The organism is Nonomuraea phyllanthi, assembly GCF_006334985.2.
Lineage (GTDB): Bacteria > Actinomycetota > Actinomycetes > Streptosporangiales > Streptosporangiaceae > Nonomuraea > Nonomuraea phyllanthi.
In genome coordinates, this window is the sequence record NZ_VDLX02000032.1 from 1 (window position 1) to 17015 (window position 17015).

16 protein-coding genes and 3 pseudogenes are annotated in these 17015 nt (G+C 69.3%); 10 read left to right on the top strand and 9 right to left on the bottom strand.

Annotation, left to right across the window (positions count from 1 at the left end; all coding sequences use genetic code 11):
* Positions 1-124 precede the first annotated feature (124 nt).
* A pseudogene (locus FH608_RS47930) lies at positions 125-1116 on the top strand (IS256 family transposase); the annotation flags it as partial.
* A gap of 250 nt (positions 1117-1366) precedes the next feature.
* Here FH608_RS47930 and FH608_RS47935 read toward each other — a convergent pair.
* From FH608_RS47935 to FH608_RS47945, 3 genes are all read right to left on the bottom strand, one after another.
* A protein-coding gene (locus tag FH608_RS47935; RefSeq protein ID WP_139637892.1) for an IS3 family transposase occupies positions 1367-2537 on the bottom strand; the annotation gives its coding sequence in 2 pieces (ribosomal slippage) (positions 1367-2279 and positions 2278-2537; 1173 coding nt in all).
* A gap of 139 nt (positions 2538-2676) precedes the next feature.
* Positions 2677-3984 (bottom strand): FAD-binding oxidoreductase, encoded by a 1308-nt coding sequence (locus FH608_RS47940; RefSeq protein ID WP_139637893.1) that lies wholly within the window; start codon positions 3982-3984, stop codon positions 2677-2679.
* Positions 3985-4018: 34 nt separating this feature from the next.
* Positions 4019-4528, bottom strand: coding sequence for a nuclear transport factor 2 family protein (locus FH608_RS47945; RefSeq protein ID WP_139637894.1), 510 nt, complete (start codon positions 4526-4528; stop codon positions 4019-4021).
* Positions 4529-4650: 122 nt separating this feature from the next.
* Here FH608_RS47945 and FH608_RS47950 point away from each other — a divergent pair, with 122 nt between their 5' ends.
* The 3 genes and pseudogenes from FH608_RS47950 (at position 4651) to FH608_RS53565 (ending at position 6896) form a co-directional block, all read left to right on the top strand.
* The gene (locus FH608_RS47950; protein WP_139637895.1) at positions 4651-5544 is read left to right on the top strand and encodes a LysR family transcriptional regulator; all 894 of its coding nucleotides are present in this window, start codon (positions 4651-4653) and stop codon (positions 5542-5544) included.
* Positions 5545-5642: 98 nt separating this feature from the next.
* Positions 5643-5936: pseudogene (locus FH608_RS53560) on the top strand (ISL3 family transposase); the annotation flags it as partial.
* 294 nt (positions 5937-6230) lie between these two features.
* Entirely contained in the window at positions 6231-6896 is a 666-nt protein-coding gene (locus FH608_RS53565) for a response regulator (protein ID WP_226900551.1), read from the top strand.
* A gap of 59 nt (positions 6897-6955) precedes the next feature.
* Here the strand turns inward: FH608_RS53565 and FH608_RS47960 are convergent, their stop codons facing one another.
* On the bottom strand, positions 6956-7873 hold the full coding sequence (locus tag FH608_RS47960; protein WP_139637897.1) for a CPBP family intramembrane glutamic endopeptidase: 918 nt from the start codon (positions 7871-7873) through the stop codon (positions 6956-6958).
* A 274-nt stretch (positions 7874-8147) separates the two neighbouring features.
* Here FH608_RS47960 and FH608_RS54620 point away from each other — a divergent pair.
* The 6 genes and pseudogenes from FH608_RS54620 to FH608_RS47990 all read left to right on the top strand — a co-directional run.
* Positions 8148-8372: pseudogene (locus tag FH608_RS54620) on the top strand (transposase); the annotation flags it as partial.
* Positions 8373-8494: 122 nt separating this feature from the next.
* The gene (locus tag FH608_RS47970; protein WP_317135625.1) at positions 8495-8671 is read left to right on the top strand and encodes a low molecular weight phosphatase family protein; all 177 of its coding nucleotides are present in this window, start codon (positions 8495-8497) and stop codon (positions 8669-8671) included.
* A gap of 88 nt (positions 8672-8759) precedes the next feature.
* Complete coding sequence (locus FH608_RS47975; protein ID WP_226900542.1) at positions 8760-9167, top strand: ArsR/SmtB family transcription factor; 408 nt, start codon at positions 8760-8762, stop codon at positions 9165-9167.
* Positions 9167-10258 carry an ACR3 family arsenite efflux transporter gene (gene arsB / locus FH608_RS47980; protein ID WP_139637898.1) on the top strand — a complete coding sequence of 364 codons (1092 nt, stop codon included), beginning with the start codon at positions 9167-9169 and terminating at the stop codon, positions 10256-10258. The genes FH608_RS47975 and arsB overlap by 1 nt, the downstream gene beginning before the upstream one ends.
* Positions 10251-10655, top strand: a complete 405-nt coding sequence (locus tag FH608_RS47985) for an arsenate reductase ArsC (protein WP_139637899.1) — start codon at positions 10251-10253, stop codon at positions 10653-10655. The genes arsB and FH608_RS47985 overlap by 8 nt, the downstream gene beginning before the upstream one ends.
* A 240-nt stretch (positions 10656-10895) precedes the next feature.
* Positions 10896-12515 (top strand): hypothetical protein, encoded by a 1620-nt coding sequence (locus FH608_RS47990; RefSeq protein WP_139637900.1) that lies wholly within the window; start codon positions 10896-10898, stop codon positions 12513-12515.
* Positions 12516-12654: 139 nt separating this feature from the next.
* On the opposite strand, the gene FH608_RS47995 is transcribed toward FH608_RS47990, so the two are convergent.
* From FH608_RS47995 to FH608_RS48015, 5 genes are all read right to left on the bottom strand, one after another.
* Positions 12655-13953, bottom strand: coding sequence for a M28 family metallopeptidase (locus tag FH608_RS47995; protein WP_193319051.1), 1299 nt, complete (start codon positions 13951-13953; stop codon positions 12655-12657).
* Positions 13950-14234 (bottom strand): hypothetical protein, encoded by a 285-nt coding sequence (locus FH608_RS48000; RefSeq protein ID WP_139637902.1) that lies wholly within the window; start codon positions 14232-14234, stop codon positions 13950-13952. The genes FH608_RS47995 and FH608_RS48000 overlap by 4 nt, the downstream gene beginning before the upstream one ends.
* Positions 14235-14399: 165 nt before the next feature.
* Complete coding sequence (locus tag FH608_RS48005) at positions 14400-15458, bottom strand: ArsO family NAD(P)H-dependent flavin-containing monooxygenase (protein ID WP_139637903.1); 1059 nt, start codon at positions 15456-15458, stop codon at positions 14400-14402.
* The gene (locus tag FH608_RS48010; protein WP_139637904.1) at positions 15455-15856 is read right to left on the bottom strand and encodes an ArsR/SmtB family transcription factor; all 402 of its coding nucleotides are present in this window, start codon (positions 15854-15856) and stop codon (positions 15455-15457) included. Before FH608_RS48010 ends, FH608_RS48005 begins: the two co-directional genes overlap by 4 nt.
* 11 nt (positions 15857-15867) lie before the next feature.
* Positions 15868-17010, bottom strand: a complete 1143-nt coding sequence (locus tag FH608_RS48015) for an MFS transporter (protein ID WP_226900543.1) — start codon at positions 17008-17010, stop codon at positions 15868-15870.
* Positions 17011-17015 lie beyond the last annotated feature (5 nt).

A 17015-nucleotide genomic window follows, 5' to 3' on the forward strand; every position in this document is an offset into this window, starting at 1 on the left:
GGCGGAGACTTCACTCTGGGTTAGGATATCGCCCGCCCTCAGAAGTGCTGGAGGAATGGTTCGGGAATTTGGTTGCGGCGTGATATAGTTTCATTTGGGTCGAGTCCGGAATAGTCGGAGCCCCTCAGGCTCTTACTTCCCCGACTGGCTGCTGGAACGTCGGCGGCGGGCCGAGCAGGCGCTGATCAGCGTGATCGCGACCAGCTATCTGCTCGGGGTTTCGACCCGGCGGGTGGACAAGCTGGTGGAGCAGCTGGGCATCAAGCACATCTCCAAGAGCCAGGTCTCGCAGATGGCCAAGGTGCTGGATGAGCAGGTCGAGGCGTTCCGCACCCGCGCGCTCGACAGCGGCCCCTACACCTTCGTCTGGCTGGACGCGCTGAACCAGAAGGTGCGTGAGGGCGGCCGGATCATCAACGTGCACGTCCTGGTGGCCACCGGCGTCAACGCCGACGGCCGGCGCGAGATCCTCGGCATGGACGTCACCAGCGCCGAAGACGGCGCGGGCTGGCTGGCGTTTCTGCGCGGCCTGGTTGCCCGCGGCCTTTCCGGGGTGCAACTGGTCATCTCCGACTGCCACGCCGGACTCGTCGCTGCGATCGGCGCCACCCTGGCGGGCGCGGCCTGGCAAGGTGTCGCAGTCACTACCTGCGCAACTTGCTGACCTGCGTGAACAAGAGTTCTCAGCCGTTCGTGGCCACCCTGGTCCGCACCATCTTCGACCAGCCAGACGCCGCCTCGGTGCGCACCCAGCACGCCTGGGTCGTGCAAACCCTGGAGGCCAAACACCCAGCCGCGGCCGAGCATCTGGACGCCGCCCGCGAAGACCTGATCGCCTTCGCCGCCTTCCCCCGCGAGATCTGGACCCAGATCTGGTCCAATAATCCCCAGGAACGGCTGAACAAAGAGATCCGCCGCCGCACCGATGTGGTGGGCATCTTCCCCGACAGGCCCGCCATCATCCGCCTGATCGGTGCCGTGCTGGCCGAGCAGACCGACGAGTGGGTCGAAGCCCGCCGCTACATGGCCCTCGACGTGCTGGCCAAGGCCCGCATCCGCGTGATCCCGGGCGACACACCCACCCCGAACCCACTCCCGCAGACACTTACCGCTTAACCTGCAGAAACAGGATCACGCGAAGATCGATTCATACACCACGTCCGTGGACGTGACCGTGAAGTCTGAAAAGATCCACAGCTCCAGCCTGAACGCCTCGCCCGCCGAAGGGTTGCGGGATAACGATTGTTATCTGGCAAGATGGTGATCACAGGCGTAGCGCGAGCTGGGCGACCGCTGTCCGGCGCGGATGCTTCGTTTCCCGGTGAGGCGCCACGATGATTCCGGACGGCTGTCTTATGGGCGTAGCCTATGCTGCTGTTTGTGATGAAAGGGACTCGTTGAGTACTTCCAGGGGTGGCCGGTAGCCCAGCGCGGAGTGCAGGCGCCGGCGGTTGTAGAACCCTTCGATGTAGCGGATGACCTGCCGTTTCGCTTTTGCTCGGGTGGTGAAGACGAAGCGGTGCAGCCATTCATTCTTGATCGCGCTGAAGAACGATTCGGCCATCGTGTTGTCGTAGCAGATGCCGGTGCGGCCGGCCGAGCGGCGGATCTGCAGGTTGGTCAGGAAGCGGCCGAAATCGTCGCTGGTGTCGTTCGAGCCGCGGTCGGTGTGGAACACGGCGCCGGGCTGGAGCAGGCCGGTACCGGCGGCCATCCGGATCGCGTCCTTGACCAGGCCGGTGCGGTAGTGATCGGCCATCGCCCAGCCCAGGACCGCCTTGCTGTGGCAGTCGATGACTGTGGCCAGATACAGGAAGCCCTCCCACGTGCGGACGTAGGTGATGTCGCCGACCAGTTTGGTGCCCGGCCGCTCGGCGGTGAAGTCGCGGCCGACCAGGTCGGGGATGCCGCGAAAGTCGCCCTGCACCGTGGTGACCGGCCGGAACGCCCGTACCTGGGCTGGGGTCAGGCCCTGTTCACGCATCACGGTGCGCACCAGTTCGGCCGAGCAGTGCTCGCCACGGCGCAGCAATGCGGTGTGCACCCGCCGGTAGCCGTAGGTTTCGTGCGAGTCGGTGAAGATCTCGGCGACCAGCCCGGCGAGCATGGCCCGGCGTTGTGCGGTGGCCGAGGCCGGTCGCTCGCGCCAGTCGTCGTAGCCGGAGCGGGACACGCCCATCCAGGCACGCATCTTCACGATCGGGTGATACGCCTTCTCCGCGTCGATCAGCTCGTACGTGGCGAGCATCATCGATGATCGGCCGCGAAGAGGGCGGCTGCTTTTTCAAGAACGCCAGCTTCTCCCGCAGCTCGGCGTTCTCTCGCTCCAGCTCCCGGATCCGGGCCCGTTCCGGCCCTGAGATGGGCTGCTTCGCCTCGTCCTGCACGATCCGATGCCGATGCACCCAACTGCCCAGCGTGCTGGCGTTGATCCCGAACTCCCGCGCCACCGACGCGACCGTCCGCTCGCCCTCCAGCACCATCCGGACAGCTTCTTCCTTGAACTCCGGCGAGAACTGCCTGCGACGCCTCGTCACGTACCTACCTCTTCCAGACTTCCGTCAGCTTATGTAGCCGACTGTCCGGAATCTGCGAGGCACCTCACGTACACGTCAACGTGCAGAGGCGTCGGGAGCGATTTCGTTGCAGCCGTCTGATGGCATAAAGGGGATGCATTCAGCCGGAGATGGGGAAATTGGCGCGGAAGGTGTTGCGCGGGTTGTGGTGGCGTTCGAGGTCGCGAAGGCGACGGAGCGCAGCGGGAGGGAAGGCGTCGGCCACCGATTCGCCGGGACTGAGAAAGGTGAAGGGTTTGCGGCCGCTTACCGGGAGAGCGTCGGTGAGCGCGCGTTGTTTGGCGGTGATGGCCTCGGTGGTTGCCGGGTCGGCCGGCACGCCGAACAGGTAGAGCGCGTAGGGCTCGGTGATTGGGCCGTGCGGGCTGTCGGACGGGCGGGTGAACGCGCCGCCCAGGTGGCGTATCTGCACACTCATCAGCGGGGCGATCGGGTCGGCCAGCAGGGTCTTGGCGGCGGTGTCGTCCAGTTGGGTGAGCAGTTCGGCGCGTGAGGAGCCCGCGCTGGGGTCGGTCGGTTCGGCGGTGATGGTGCCGAGTTCGGCGACCGTCATGGTCCGTCTGCTGTCGGTGAGGGGGCGGGGCAGGCGGTCCAGGGGGCTGAGCAGGTCGCGGGCGGCGGCGGCCTGGCCGAGGTAGGCGGTATCGACGGCGATCATGGGGCCGGAGCCGGGGAAGTGCAGCAGGTCCAGCCATACGGTCAGGTCGTCGGGGGCGGCGGTGGTGATCTGGCGGTAGGCGTCCATCACGTCCGGGGCGTGCTCGATGGGCCACAGGAGCCGGCCGCCGTACAGGTGCGGCGCGCGGTGGAGGGAGAGTTCCAGGGCGGTGACGATCGCGAAGGAGCCGCCACCGCCGCGCATGGCCCAGAACAGGTCGGGGTCGATGTCGGCGGTGATGCGCCGCTGCCGCCCTTCGGCGTCGACGATGTCGAACGCGGTGACGCTGTCGGCGATCCAGCCGTACTTGCGGCCGAACCAGCTCAGTCCGCCGCCAAGTGCGACACCGGTGACGCTGACGACCGGGGAACTGCCGGGCAGGCTGGTCAGGTCGTACGGCGCCACGGCGGCCTGAAGGCTGCCCGAGGACACGCCCGCGCCGACGCGGGCGCGTCGGGCGGCCGGGTCGATCTGGAGGGAATCCAGACGGCGGGTGCGCAGCAGAATGGCGCCGTCCAGTTCGGTGGTGGCGCCATGGCCGTTGGGCTGGGCCGAGACGGCCATGGCGCGGGCGCGGGCGAAGCGGACCACGGCCGCGACGTCGGCGTCGTCAGCCGCTTCGACCACGGCGGGAACAGCCTGTTCTACGGCGAGGTTCCAGGGGCGCCGGGCCTGGTCGAAACCGTCGTCTCCGGGAAGCAGAACCCGTCCGCGGACGATGGTGCGCAGGTCGTTGACCTTGTTGGTCATCTTTCTTCCGATCTTGGATGGAGGGAGGGGATCGTCAGTTGCCGAAGATCGCGGTGGGGTCGCCGGTGTACCAGGTGTTGTCGATGCGAAGCCGACGGATCACCCAGCGGTCGCCGTCGCGGACCAGGTCGACGTCGTAGGGGTTCTTCAGCAGCGCGTGTGTGGTGGAGTCGGCGATGAGCAGGTGCTGAGCTTCCACCAGGGCGGTGAGCCGGGCGGTGTCGCCATCGATCGTGATCCGCGTGTTGGTGACCTGGTGTGTGGTGTCCACCCGGCCGGTGAACATGGCCAGAATGGTGGTGACGATGGTGTCGCGCCCGGACATCAGCGGCGGCTTGGCCCCCCACTTGGCGGCGGCCGGGCGGAAGTCCAGTTCGGCGTCGGCGGCGAAGGCCGAGGCGAACAGGGCCTTGTCCTTCAGGTCCTGACCCAGGCCGAACCGGTACAGCGCGTCGAGGATCTCGGCGCGGTCCCGTAGTTCCTGGACGACTGCGTTCGCGTCGGTGGCCGGAGCGGACAGGGCGTGCTCTGCGGTGACGTACATGCTTGCTCCCGTGCAGGTCACAGTGACGATTGGTGTGCTCCACTTTCGTTGGGGAGTGACGGGCAGATCAATGCGACTCTGTGGAAGAATCGTGAAGCTGGAGTTAACGATCTGGGGGTGACATGCTGGAGCGCCACGAGCTGGAGGCGTTCTTGACCCTGGCCGAGGAGTTGCACTTCGGCCGCACCGCCGAGCGCCTGCGCGTGTCCACCGCCCGGATCAGCCAAACGATCGCCAAGCTGGAGCGCCGAACTGGCGTGCCGTTGTTCACCCGCACCAGCCGCCGGGTGGAGTTGACCGCAGTTGGCTGGCAGCTGTACGAAGAAGTCCGGCCCGCCTGGGACCAGATCACTACGGCGTTCGCGCGCGCGATCGACTCCGGGCGCGGCCTCACCGGCACCCTGCGGGTGGCCTTCGTAGGCGCGGCAGGTGGGCAGCTGCTCGCCGGGGCCGCCGAGTTGTTCCGCCGTCGCCTGCCGGACTGCGATGTTCAGCTCCGCGAAGCGCAGATAGTCGACCTGATGCCCTGGCTGCGCGATGGCCAGGTCGACCTTGCGCTGGGCACCTTCCCCATCGACGAGCCGGGCATCGTCACCGGTCCGGTGCTGGTGTCCGAAATGCGGATGCTCGCCGTGCCGTCCCAGCATCCGTTCGCCCGTCGTACGTCGGTCTCGCTCGACGATCTCGCCAGGGTGAAGCTCCTCCAACTGCCGGACACCCTGCCGATCTCGCTGCGAGAGGACCGCACTCCGCGCGCCACTCCTGCCGGACGGCCGATCGACCCCGGCCCCTTGGCCTCGACGTTCAACGAGATGCTCACCCTCATCGGCGCCGGCCACGGCGCCTTCCTCGTCGGCGCCCAGGCCAGGCGCTACTACGCACGCCCCGACGTCGCCTACATCCCCATCAGCGACGCCCCGCCACTGCAATGGGGCCTGCTGTGGCGGACCGACGGCGCCACCGCTCGGGTCCGCGCCTTCGCCAAGGCCGCGCACGACCTGGTCAGCTCCTCCTGACCGCGGTATCCACGTTCGAACGGTTCTCGGATCAGCACCATTCGCAGCCCGTTCTTCAGTGCCAGAGGCAGACTCGCTGATCATCTCTGCACGTTTACTTGTACGCGGCTCTGCACTTCAATCAGTACGCCGACAGCAACTCCTACGGCACCGTTCTGGTGGACATGGACACCCACCGTCCTATCGATCTGCTGGACGGCCGGACCGCCGATGACCTGGCCACGTGGCTGAGGGACCACCCTGGGGTGCAGGTGATCTGCCGAGATAGGGCAGGCTCCTACGCCGACGGCGCCCGTGAGGGCGCTCCCGAGGCCACGCAAGTCGCCGATCGCTTCCATTTGTGGCAAAACCTGGCTACGGCCCTGGAGAAGACGATCCGCTCGCACCGATCCTGCCTGCAGGAAGTGCCCGGCCACGACACCACGCTCATGGACGACATCGGCAGCCGCACCGAACCCGTCCAGGAACCCATGCAGCGGCCCAAGACCCTGGACTCCTACAACGAACGGCCGATGGTAGCGCGGACGCATGAACGCCATGCCCAGGTCCAGGCGCTGAGGGCCAAGGGCCTGTCGCTGAACGCCATCAGCCGCGAACTCGGCCTGGCCTTTCGCACCATCCGCAAGTACGCCAACGCCACCAGCGCAGACGAACTTCTGGCCGCGCCCTTCGCTCGCTCCAGCAAGCTGGATGAGTTCAAGCCCTACCGGATTGTGATCGCCGAAGACGATGCCTTGCTGCGTGAGGGTCTGACGCTGTTGCTGCGTGCCGAGGCGCTCGACGTGGTGGCCACCGCCTCCGATGCCGTCGGTTTCCTGACGGCCATCGACGCCCATGAACCGGATGTCGCCATCGTGGACGTACGTATGCCGCCGACCCACACCGACGAGGGCATCGTGGCCGCCGTCGAGGCCAGGCGGCGGCTGCCCGGGCTGGCCGTGCTCGTGCTGTCGGCGTACGTCGAGCAGGCGTTCGCCACCGACCTGCTCTCATACGGCAGCTCACGCCTGGGATATCTGCTCAAGGAGCGGGTTGGGCGGGTCCAGGAGTTCATGACCGCGCTGCACCGGGTGGCCGGCGGCGGCACTGCGATCGACCCGGAGGTGGTGGCGCAACTCCTGACCCGCAGCCGGCCCGGCAACAAGCTGGAACGGCTTAGCCCGCGCGAGCATGACGTGCTGGCCCTCATGGCCGAAGGACTGGGGAACGCTGCCATCGCCGAGCGGCTCTTCGTCACCGGCGGAGCGGTTCACAAGCACATCCGCAGCATCTTCGCCAAGCTCGACCTGGCGCCGGCCGACGGCACCGACCGGCGCGTCGCGGCCGCGCTGCGGTATCTCGAAAACGCGTAGAAGTCGTCTGCGCCGAGGGCTGGGCACCGGTATCTCACCCGTCTTCGTCGTGCGGTCCCTCAGTTCCGAAGGGCGGGTTCCCCGGCTGGACGATAGCCCAGACGGCCACGGGTCGCGATGAGCACCACTATTGCCGCAGTGAGGCCCGCGAGCAGGGTGATCCGCGACGCATGCGCGGCGGTGGCGACCGACGGGAACATGTCCGAGAAGGGGATCGACATGAAGTTGTTGACGCTGACGTGCAGGAGCATGACCAGCGGCAGGCTCTGGCCGGTCCGGTTGAACACCCAGGTGACGACCACGCTGAAGGCGCAGGAGAAGGCGATGAACTCGCCGACCCTCATCCAGGTGACGTCCGGCCACCCGCCCCACTCGCTCAGGAACAGCGGAAGGTGCCAGATGCCCCACAGCGGGCCGAGAATGATCGTGGCGCCGAACGGGCCGAACCTGCGCTGCATGCGGGGCAGGGCGAAGTCACGCCAGCCGGGCTCTTCCGCCAGACCGGTGGTGACCATCTGAAACAGCAGGCCGGGCACGTACGCCACCAGCGCGGCGACGGACGGCAACTGGGCCTGTCCGTCGGTCACCGCGATGGCGGTGATGATGATGGCGGCGGGAACGCCGAGAACGGTCCCGAGGTACCAGACCCAGCTCACCCGCCATTTGGTCATCCGCCGGATCCACTCACGGACGCCTTCCTTGCCGTCCGCGACTCTGGTCACGATATAGGCGGCGAAGATGGGGCCGAGATAGGCGCCGGGGAGAACACCGAGGATCTGCGTGGTGCCGAGCAGCGCGGGGAAGGTGAAATCGACGACCCCGAGGCCGGTCGCCGAAATGATGTAGGGCAACCAGCCGACCCAGCTCATCAGATTCGCCAGGACGAAGAAGCTGATCAGCGGACGGCGGCGGATGAAGCTCCGAAGCCCGGTCTCACTGCTGTGTTGCCCGGCCGCCGGTTGGCTGTTCACTGCCATTTCAGTTTTCCCTTGGGGAGTGCTTGATGGACAGTGATCAGCACACCAGTCGCGGGCTTCTCCGTCGTTCCCGCGTACGCCCCACTGGGGGTATAGCCAGAGGTACCTTGGATACCAAGGAGCCCGTCTCCCCCGTTCTACGCGATCTCCGCCCGCTGCCCGCAGGACGGGTTCTCCATCTCCTGGAGCAAGGCCCGGTCGGCAACCTACGGCTCACCGTCGCCATCTGTGCATCCCCCCGTAGCGTGGAGACCGAACCGGGAGAGGTTTGGTCGTGGCAGCAGTCACGCGGCGGCGCTTTGATCCGGAGTTCCGGGCTGGGGCGTTGCGTATCGTCAAGGAGACCGGCAAGCCCGTGGCCCAGGTGGCGCGAGATCTGGGGATCAGCCCGTACACGCTGCACAATTGGGTGCAGATGGATCGGCTCGCCGAGCAGTACAACGGCGGAGGCAACGGGAGCGGAACGCTGAAGGAGTCCGAGCAGGAGGAGCTGGCCCGGCTGCGGCGGGAGAAGGCCGAGCTGGCCAAGCAACACGCCCGCGAGAAGGCGGCGTGGGAGAAGGAACGCGCCGAGCTGGAAGACGAGCGTGATCTGCTCAAGCGTTCCGTCAGGCCGCCGACGTGGTGGTCACCATGGGCTGCGGCGACGCCTGCCCGGTCTACCCGGGCAGGCGCTACCTGGGCTGGGACCTGGACGACCCGGACGGCAAGACGGTCGAGCAGATCCGCCCGATCCGCGACGACATCGAGCGCCGGGTCCGCGCCCTGCTGGCCGACCTCGGTGTCCCGGCCGGCTGAGAGCATCCTCCCTGTTCCCAACAGGCAAGACGCATGTCAATATAGACGTGCACCTATTTCGATGGACGTCTATACGGAAGGGTAGTGGATGGAACTGCTGGAGATCTTGGAGTGCAGCCCGCCGCTGACCCGCGAGCCGCTGGACGCCGAGCAGGCGGCCGGGGTGGCGCGGGTCTTCAAGGCGCTGGGCGACCCGGTGCGGCTGCGCATCCTGTCGATCGTGGCCAGCCGCGCGGGGGGCGAGGTGTGCGTGTGCGACGTCACCGACGCGTTCGAGCTGTCCCAGCCGACCATCAGCCACCACCTGAAGGTGCTCAAGGAGGTGGGGCTGCTGACCTCCGAGCGGCGCGCCTCCTGGGTGTACTACCGGCTGGTGCCCGAGACACTGGGCGAGCTGTCGGCGCTGCTGACCCTGCCCGCCAGTGGGCCCACCGGTGGGCCCGCCGACGAGCCCGTCAGCTCGCCGTCGGCCGCTGCAGCGGCGGTGCCGCGGTGATGTCGGCTCAAGGCGCACAGGCCACCGCGCCACCGGTCGGCGTGATCGGCGCCCTGCCGGTACTGGATCGGTTTCTGCCGGTGTGGATCATCGCGGCCATGGGCGCCGGGCTGCTGCTCGGGCGTCTGGTGCCTGGCCTGGATGCCGCGCTGGACGCCGTCAAGATCGGGGAGATCTCGCTGCCGATCGCGCTCGGCCTGCTGCTGATGATGTACCCGGTGCTGGCCAAGGTCCGCTACGACCGGCTCGGCACTGTGACTGGCGACCGCCGCCTGCTGATCTCCTCGCTGCTGCTCAACTGGGTGCTCGGCCCGGCGCTGATGTTCGCGCTGGCCTGGGTCTTCCTGCCGGACCTGCCCGAGTACCGCACCGGCCTGATCATCGTCGGGCTGGCCCGGTGCATCGCCATGGTGCTCATCTGGAACGACCTGGCCTGCGGCCACCGCGAGGCCGCCGCCGTCCTGGTCGCGCTCAACTCCGTCTTCCAGGTGATCGCCTTCGGCGCGCTGGGCTGGTTCTACCTGCAGGTGTTGCCCGGCTGGCTCGGCCTGCCCCAGTCGGCGCTGGAGGTGTCGGCTTTCGACATCGCCTTCTACGTGCTCGTCTTCCTCGGCATCCCCCTGCTTGCGGGCTACGCCTCGCGCAAGCTCGGAGAGCGCGCCCGTGGCCGTACCTGGTACGAGCAGCGCTTCCTGCCACGGATCGGCCAGATCGCCCTGTACGGGCTGCTGTTCACCATCGTCATCCTGTTCGCCCTGCAAGGCCACACCATCACCTCCCAGCCCGGCGACGTGGCCCGCATCGCGCTGCCGCTACTGGCCTACTTCGCCCTCATGTGGGGCGGCGGCTTCCTGACCGGCAAGGCGATCGGCCTGCCGTACGACAAGACCACCACGCTCGCCTTCACCGCCGCCGGCAACAACTTCGAGCTGGCCATCGCGGTCGCGGTCGGCGTCTTCGGCATCACCTCCGGCCAGGCCCTGGCCGGCGTGGTCGGCCCGCTCATCGAGGTCCCCGTCCTGGTCGCCCTGGTCTACGTCAGCCTGGCCGGCCGCCCCCCGTTCACTGCCAAGGAGCCCGTACGTGCCTGACAAGCCCAGCGTCCTGTTCGTCTGCGTGCACAACGCCGGCCGATCCCAGATGGCCGCCGGCTGGCTCACCCATCTGGCAGGAGACCGCGTCGAGGTCCGCTCCGCCGGATCGGCGCCCGCCGATCAGGTCAACCCGGTCGCGGTCGAGGCGATGCGCGAGGTGGGCATCGACATCACCGCTGAGCAGCCCAAGGTCCTGACCGTCGACGCCGTGCAGGCCTCCGACGTTGTCATCACCATGGGCTGCGGCGACGCCTGCCCGATCTTCCCCGGCAGGCGCTACGAGGATTGGAAGCTAGACGACCCGGCCGGCCAGGGCATCGAAGTCGTCCGGCCGATCCGCGATGACATCCGCCGTCGTATCGAGAAGCTGCTGGCGGAACTCGTGTCGGCCTGATCCTGCGCCGCAGGTCCCGCCGTGATCAGATGGCGGGGCCTGCGTCATGTCCGGGCCGAAGGCGACTTTCGGTGCTGGGTGGTTTGCTGTGCTGTATGACGCTGGTGAATTGGGAGCGCTTACCGGGTGAGACGGTGGAGGAGTTCGGCGCGGCGATGCTGCTGCTCCGGCATCCGCACGGCAACCGGATCACACCCTCACGCGGGGACCGCGGCGTTGACATTCGGATCGCCAACCCGGATGGCTACGAACGTTTACCAGGTCAAACGCTTCTGCCGGCCGCTGACCTCCCGGCAGGTCACCGACGTGGAGAACTCCTGGCAGCGCTTCGTCGATGAGACGCTGCCGGCGCTGCCGGTCCGCTCCTGGACGCTGGTCACACCGTGGAATCCCACCCATGAGCGGCTGGAGTGGCTGGAGCGGCTGACCGCGGGCAGCGGGCTGCGCATCAGCTGGATGGACCGCGATCACCTCGACGGCATGGCGGCCGACCACCCGGCGCTGATCGCCTACTACTTCGGCGACGACGGCGAGCGGATCCAGCACCTGATGGCGCAGGCGCTACAGGGCGGGCGAGACATGCCCGACCCCGGCCGGGTTCCGGCCGAGAGCCTGCTGACAGCCGCGATCGAGCGCTATGAGGGCCTGGCCGCGGCCTTGACCGACGTCGATCCGTTCTACCGCTACTCCTTCGACGTACGCGAAGGACGGGTGAGCGAGCAGCCCTGGGACGGGGACGTGCTCGGCGACGATCTGACCGCCTTCGTGCGCTACCTGCAGCTCAACGAGCGGCACTACCTGGTGATGCGCCTGGTGGCGCGAGCGGTGGAGTCGTTCAGCCTGCGTCCGATCACCGGCTCGTTGGAGCTGCAGGTGCCGGTCGACTCGGCCGAGCGGCAGGCGGTGGAGGAGTTCCTCCACTACGGCGCACCCTTCGCCGACATCGATGGCACGATCACCCACAACTCGGGACCGCCCGGCCTGCCGGATGAGTCGGGCCCCGGCCGGCTGAGCTTCATGGTCGCCGCCGGTGCGGCCGGTGATCGGCCTGATCTGGAGGTCCGCCTGGTCGCCGCGGACGGCACCGTGCTGCATGCGCTGGATCTGGTGCAGGTGCGCGCCTCACGCGGTGTGGACGGCCCCGGCATCTGGCTGGCCGGCCAGGACTCGGGCGGCCTGCTGCACCTGCAATTCCTGATCAACGCCGGTGACCGCGACACCTTCCGCCTACAGGTGGACCTGGACGATCTGGTCGGCAAGACCCCGGCTCAGGTGTTGCCGGCGATGCGCCTGCTCGCGGCCCTGGCACCGGACACCGCCCTCCTGCTGGCCGTGCGCGGCGGCCCCGCGTACTCGCCCCGCTGGCAGCCTGAGGCGTCCTCCCTGGCGCTCCACGCCCGCCGGCAGCTCCGCGTCCTTGAGGCGTTGCAGGTGATCCAGTCCCACAGTTACCAGCGCATCGTGATCCCCGAGCCCAGCCGCACCTCCAACGAAGAACTTGCCGGGATCATCCAGTTGGCCCACCTGCTGCAGGGCGCTCAGGTCGACGCGACGTGGCCGCAAGTGGACTTCCCGATCCCCGCCAACGCCGGCCCGCCACCTGAGGGCGAGTTCTCCGTCGCCATCTTGCACGAGCTGAACGCGCGGGTGGGCGGCCGCCAGATCCCTCTGGGCATGTACCAGTGCGTCACCTACCTCGTCGCGCGGATCGCTGATCCGGCAGAAGCGGCAGCGGCCCAGGCCGGCGACAGCATCCGCCTGCTGCCTGGCTCCACCGACCGAGCATTGATCACCGCCGTATCGGCCGCCGAGGCCCTCGCCGCTCTCGCCGCGCGAGACGGCGTGCCGCCGACCGGATAGCGCCCGCGGCACGCCGGCCGTCGTGCGTCACCATCGTCCTGACCGCGAACCGGCCAGCTCTGCGGCCTGCCGTCGAACTGGCCTTGGCCGGCTCGATAGTCCAGGTGAGGGGAGCTGTCTCCCCGTTCTGGCGGTCCTCCTACGTGGTGAGCAGCATGACGGTCGCCACCAGCAGCCGGGCGGCGGCCAGCAGCGTGTCCGGCTGCACGCGATCTGGAGTTTCGGCCGGAGTCTGGTAGCCGGGCATGCCCATGCCGACGCCGATTGAGGCCAGGCCGGCGGCGGCGTAGCGGCGGTTGTCGGAGGCCATCGCGCCCGCCTTCAGCGGCACGCCGGTCAGGCGGGCGGCCCGGTCCAGGGTGGCCAGCAACGCGTGAGCGGGTCCGCCCGCCTCGACGGCGGCGGCCTCGTGCAGCTGCGCGGCACCGTCGAGGTTGATCACGAGCGTGTCCGGCGGCAGAGCGGCAGCGTGGTGGACCGAGCCCCACGCGCCCGCCTCCTCCGCGTCCAGGAAGGCCACCGTCAGCTCCGGTGCCCCGGGCGGCGCGGCCGCCAGCACGCGGGCGGCCTCCAGGACCGCGGCCACCCCGGAGGCGTTGTCCGCCGCCGCAGGCAGGCGCCGGTCGGGATCGTCGCCGACGCCGTCGTAGTGCGCGCTCAGCACTACCCGCAGCCCCGCGTTCCCGCCGACGGACCCGTCGCCACCTCGGTGGCTGCCGGTCTCGGTGCGGGGAAAGCGGGCGTAGACGTTGCGGCCTCGGGTGGTGATCTGCCGCAGCGGCATTGAGCCGGTCATCTGGACCAGGCCGTTGTCCAGGGCTTCGCCCAGATGCCGGTGGACCTCGGGGCGCACGGCGATGATGGGCACCGCGCGGGCAGGCGGCCCGGCGATCATCTTCGGCATCCAGCCGTCGGCGTCGGTGCCGCGTACGGTCAGCACCCCGGCCGCGCTCTGCGCCTCGGCCAGCTCGCACGCTCGTCCCCAGGTGGTGGCGTCGGCCAGCACCCATCGGCCGCGCAGGCCGGTCTCCGAGCCGGTCTCCGAGCCGGTCCCGGAGTCGGTCTTGGGGACCTTGGTCAGCAGGGCTGTGCGCGGGTGTGGCAGTTCGGCGGAGGCCAGGTGCTCGACGAAGTCGCGGCGGTGCTCCAGGTGCCGCGTCTGCCCGGCGCCGCTCCATTCGAGCACGGGCGTCGCGTACAGCTCGCGCACCCCTGCCACGTCGAACTCCAACACCTGCACCTGGGCGCCCAGGTCGCCGAGTCGCTCGGCGAGCCAGGAGGCGGCGGCGCGGCCGCCGGGCGAGCCCACGCGCCGCCCGGCATAGCGGTCATCCGCCAACTCGCGCACCGTAGCGTGCATGCGGGTGGCCGACACCGCCTCCACCAGGGCGGCCAGATCAGGCCCGCCCTGGCCGAGGCCGGCTGCTGTGCTGATCATCCACAGCACCCGGAGCCGCCCTGAACGCTGGCCTGAGATCCGGCCTGGGAGCCGACCGGAGCCGGGGCCTGGCCGCAGCAACCGCTCTGGGCGGCCTGCTCGGCGGCGGCCGGGCTGCCGCAGCAGGCCGTCGCCGCGGCAGCTGGCTCGGTGACCGCCTGCCCGGCGACGCCGGACGGCTCGCTGGCGGAGGAAGGGGAGCCGCAGCAGCCTCCGGCGGCGGGCGGGGTGAAGGCCTCGTCCAGGTCGCCGAGGAAGCCGCCGCTGGTCTGGTTCGTCATCGTGGTCTCCCTGCCGGGCAGGGGGGATCGCCCACCCCACCCCCTAAGAATTAGATGGATATCTAAGCAGTCGCCACAATCTCATGCTGTTTCGATATTCGTCAAGATAGATGCAAATCTAATTAGAGGGTGGTCGGGAGTTCGCCAGGTGTCGCGCGGAGTTCTCTACAGCTGGGCGATGATCTCGGCAGCGAGCTGCCGGGCGGTGCGGCCTGCGCCGATGAGGGTGGCCGAGGCGGGCCCGGTCCAGTCTCCGTAGCCGAGCAGGTGCAGGCGCAGTTCGCCGACCGCCTGGGTGCCGCGGGTGGGGATGAGCCCGTCCGGGCCGCGCAGGCCTAGGGGTGCGAGGTGGCCCAGGGTGGGCCGGAAGCCGGTGCACCACAGGATCACGTCGCAGGCCAGCGCGCTGCCGTCGGCCCAGGCGACGCCATGCGGGGTGATGCGGGTGAACATGGGTTCGGCCTTGAGCGCGCCGCGGTCGCGGGCCTCGCGCACCGGTGGGACGGCGACGATGTCGCCCAGGTCGGCGATGCCCTCGGTCTGCTCGCCCGCCTGGGCGGCGCGGTGGCGGCGGGTGGCCAGATCGAACAGGGCGCGGCCGTCGATGTCGTCCGGCAGCAGGCGTGGCGGTCGCTGGGTCACCCAGGTGACGTCGGCGAGCGTGGACAGCTCGGCCAGCAGTTGGGCGGCGGAGTTGCCGCCGCCGACGATGACCACGCGCTTGCCGCGCAACGGTTCCGGGCCGCGATAGCCGGCGGTGTGCAGGTGCTCGCCGCCGAAGTCGCGCAGGCCGGGATAGTGCGGGATGTATGGGCGCCACCAGGTGCCGGTCGCACTGATCACGGCCTTGGCCTGCCAGGCGCCGTGATCGGTCTCGACCAGGAGGTGACCATCACCGCGCCGCACCGCGTGCACCGTCACCGGGCGCAGCACGGGCAGCTCGTAGCGGCGTTCGTAGTCGGCCAGGTAGGCGACGACCTCAGCGGCGCTCGGGTAGCCGCCGCCGGGCGGGATGGGCATCATGCGGCCGGGCAGCGAACTGTACTGAGCGGGTGAGAACAGGCGCAGGCTGTCCCAGGTGTGCCGCCAGGCGCCGCCGGCGCTGTCCTGGGCGTCGAGGATGACGAAGTCGGCCTTCGCGCGGCGCAGGTAGTAGCCGGCGGCCAGGCCCGCCTGCCCGCCGCCGATCACCAGGACGTCGACGGGCCGGGGGGCGGCCGTCATGCGGGCAGCAGCTCCAGCTCAGTGCGTCCCGCCGCAGGCTGGGGAGCGGACCCAGGAGAAGATTCCATGAGCGGGGTGAACAGGGCGCCGAGCTGGTTCACCGCCTCGGGGATGATGCGGTAGTAGACCCAGGTGCCGTGCCGCTCCCCGTCGATCAGCCCCGCCGTGCGCAGCACCTTGAGGTGATGGGAGATGGTGGGCGCGGACAGATCAAAGGTGCCGGTCAGATCGCACACGCACGCCTCGCCGCCGGCGTGGGAGCCGATCATCGACAGCAGGCGCAGCCGTACCGGGTCGGCGACGGCCTTGAGCAGCGTGGCGAGCTCGGCGGCATCGGCCTCGGCCAGCGGTTCGCGGGCGATGGGCGCGCAGCACTGGGTGTTCGCGAGGGCGGCCATGACGCGACTCCTTAATTCGACGGCTGTCTAAATTGTAGGCGGTGATAGGCCAGCAGCGCGAACGCCGACAGGGCGCAAGCGGCGGCCACCGCGCCCATCACCCAGCCGTACCCGGCGGCCTGGGCGAGCGCGACCGCGCCGAGTGGAGCCAGCGCCTTGTCCGCGACGGAGAAGACGGCGATGCGGCCAGCCAGGGAGGCGTAGGCAGCGGTGCCGTAGCGGCCGACCAGCAGGTGCGGCAGGGTGATCGAGGCGATGCCGAAGCCGAGCCCGAACAGCAGCACCGCACCGATCGCGCCCGCCACGCTGCGGCCGATCAGCGGCAGCAGCAGAGCGGCCACGCCTTGCAGGGCGAAGATGGCGGCGGCGATGAGGGCGGCGGGCAGCCGGGTCTGCAGGCCGGTGGTGATCAGCCGCCCGGTCACCGACAGCACGCCCAGCAGCCCGGCCAGCGTGGCGGCCAGCACGGGCGGGTGACCCAGGTGGATCAGGTAGGTGATGAGCAGGACCGCCACGGTGGCGACCGCACCGCCGCTGGCGGTGAAGGCGATCACCAGCAGCCAGAACGGCCGGGCGCGGGTGGCCGCCTTGACGATGGCGGCCCGCTCCTGTGCCGCGGCGGACGCCACCGTGCTGGCCGTGCGGGCGCGCCGACGCAGTACGAGGGCATGCAGGGGGATCGCCGCCAGGCCGTAGATCAGGGCCAGGATCACCAGTGCCGTACGCCAGCCGTGCCGGTCGACCAGCAGGCCGGTCAGCGGCAGGAAGATCGAGGAGGCGAACCCGGCCACGATGGTCAGTGCCAGCAGCCCGTTCGCCCGGCCGCGCTCGTTGCCGGCAAACAGGGAGACGATGACCGCGAACGCCGCCTCGTACAGCACCAGGGAGCAGGCGACGCCGACGAGCGCGAACACCGCGTACAACTGCGGCAGGCTCTCCACCCGCGACCAGGCCAGCACTGCCACGGTGCCCAGCAGCGACCCGGCGGTCATCAGGGCGCGACCGCCACGAGCGTCCAGCAGGCGGCCGACCGGCGGCGCGCACAACGCGGCGATCAGAATGGACAGGGTGAGCGCCGCGGCGATCTGGGCGTTGGAGGCGTGCAGCTCGCGGGCCATGGGGGCGAGGAAGACGGAGAAGGCGTAGTAGAGCACGCCGT

What these genes read in the sequence shown, in the direction of transcription:
- FH608_RS48005 (WP_139637903.1), bottom strand. Translation starts at nt 15,458, where the DNA reads ATGACGGCCGCCCCCCGGCCCGTCGACGTCCTGGTGATCGGCGGCGGG.
- FH608_RS47995 (WP_193319051.1), bottom strand. Translation starts at nt 13,953, where the DNA reads ATGATCAGCACAGCAGCCGGCCTCGGCCAGGGCGGGCCTGATCTGGCC.
- arsB (WP_139637898.1), top strand. Translation starts at nt 9,167, where the DNA reads ATGTCGGCTCAAGGCGCACAGGCCACCGCGCCACCGGTCGGCGTGATC.
- FH608_RS48000 (WP_139637902.1), bottom strand. Translation starts at nt 14,234, where the DNA reads ATGACGAACCAGACCAGCGGCGGCTTCCTCGGCGACCTGGACGAGGCC.
- FH608_RS47990 (WP_139637900.1), top strand. Translation starts at nt 10,896, where the DNA reads ATGGCTACGAACGTTTACCAGGTCAAACGCTTCTGCCGGCCGCTGACC.
- FH608_RS48010 (WP_139637904.1), bottom strand. Translation starts at nt 15,856, where the DNA reads ATGGCCGCCCTCGCGAACACCCAGTGCTGCGCGCCCATCGCCCGCGAA.
- FH608_RS47960 (WP_139637897.1), bottom strand. Translation starts at nt 7,873, where the DNA reads ATGGCAGTGAACAGCCAACCGGCGGCCGGGCAACACAGCAGTGAGACC.
- FH608_RS47945 (WP_139637894.1), bottom strand. Translation starts at nt 4,528, where the DNA reads ATGTACGTCACCGCAGAGCACGCCCTGTCCGCTCCGGCCACCGACGCG.
- FH608_RS47975 (WP_226900542.1), top strand. Translation starts at nt 8,760, where the DNA reads ATGGAACTGCTGGAGATCTTGGAGTGCAGCCCGCCGCTGACCCGCGAG.
- FH608_RS47950 (WP_139637895.1), top strand. Translation starts at nt 4,651, where the DNA reads ATGCTGGAGCGCCACGAGCTGGAGGCGTTCTTGACCCTGGCCGAGGAG.
- FH608_RS47940 (WP_139637893.1), bottom strand. Translation starts at nt 3,984, where the DNA reads ATGACCAACAAGGTCAACGACCTGCGCACCATCGTCCGCGGACGGGTT.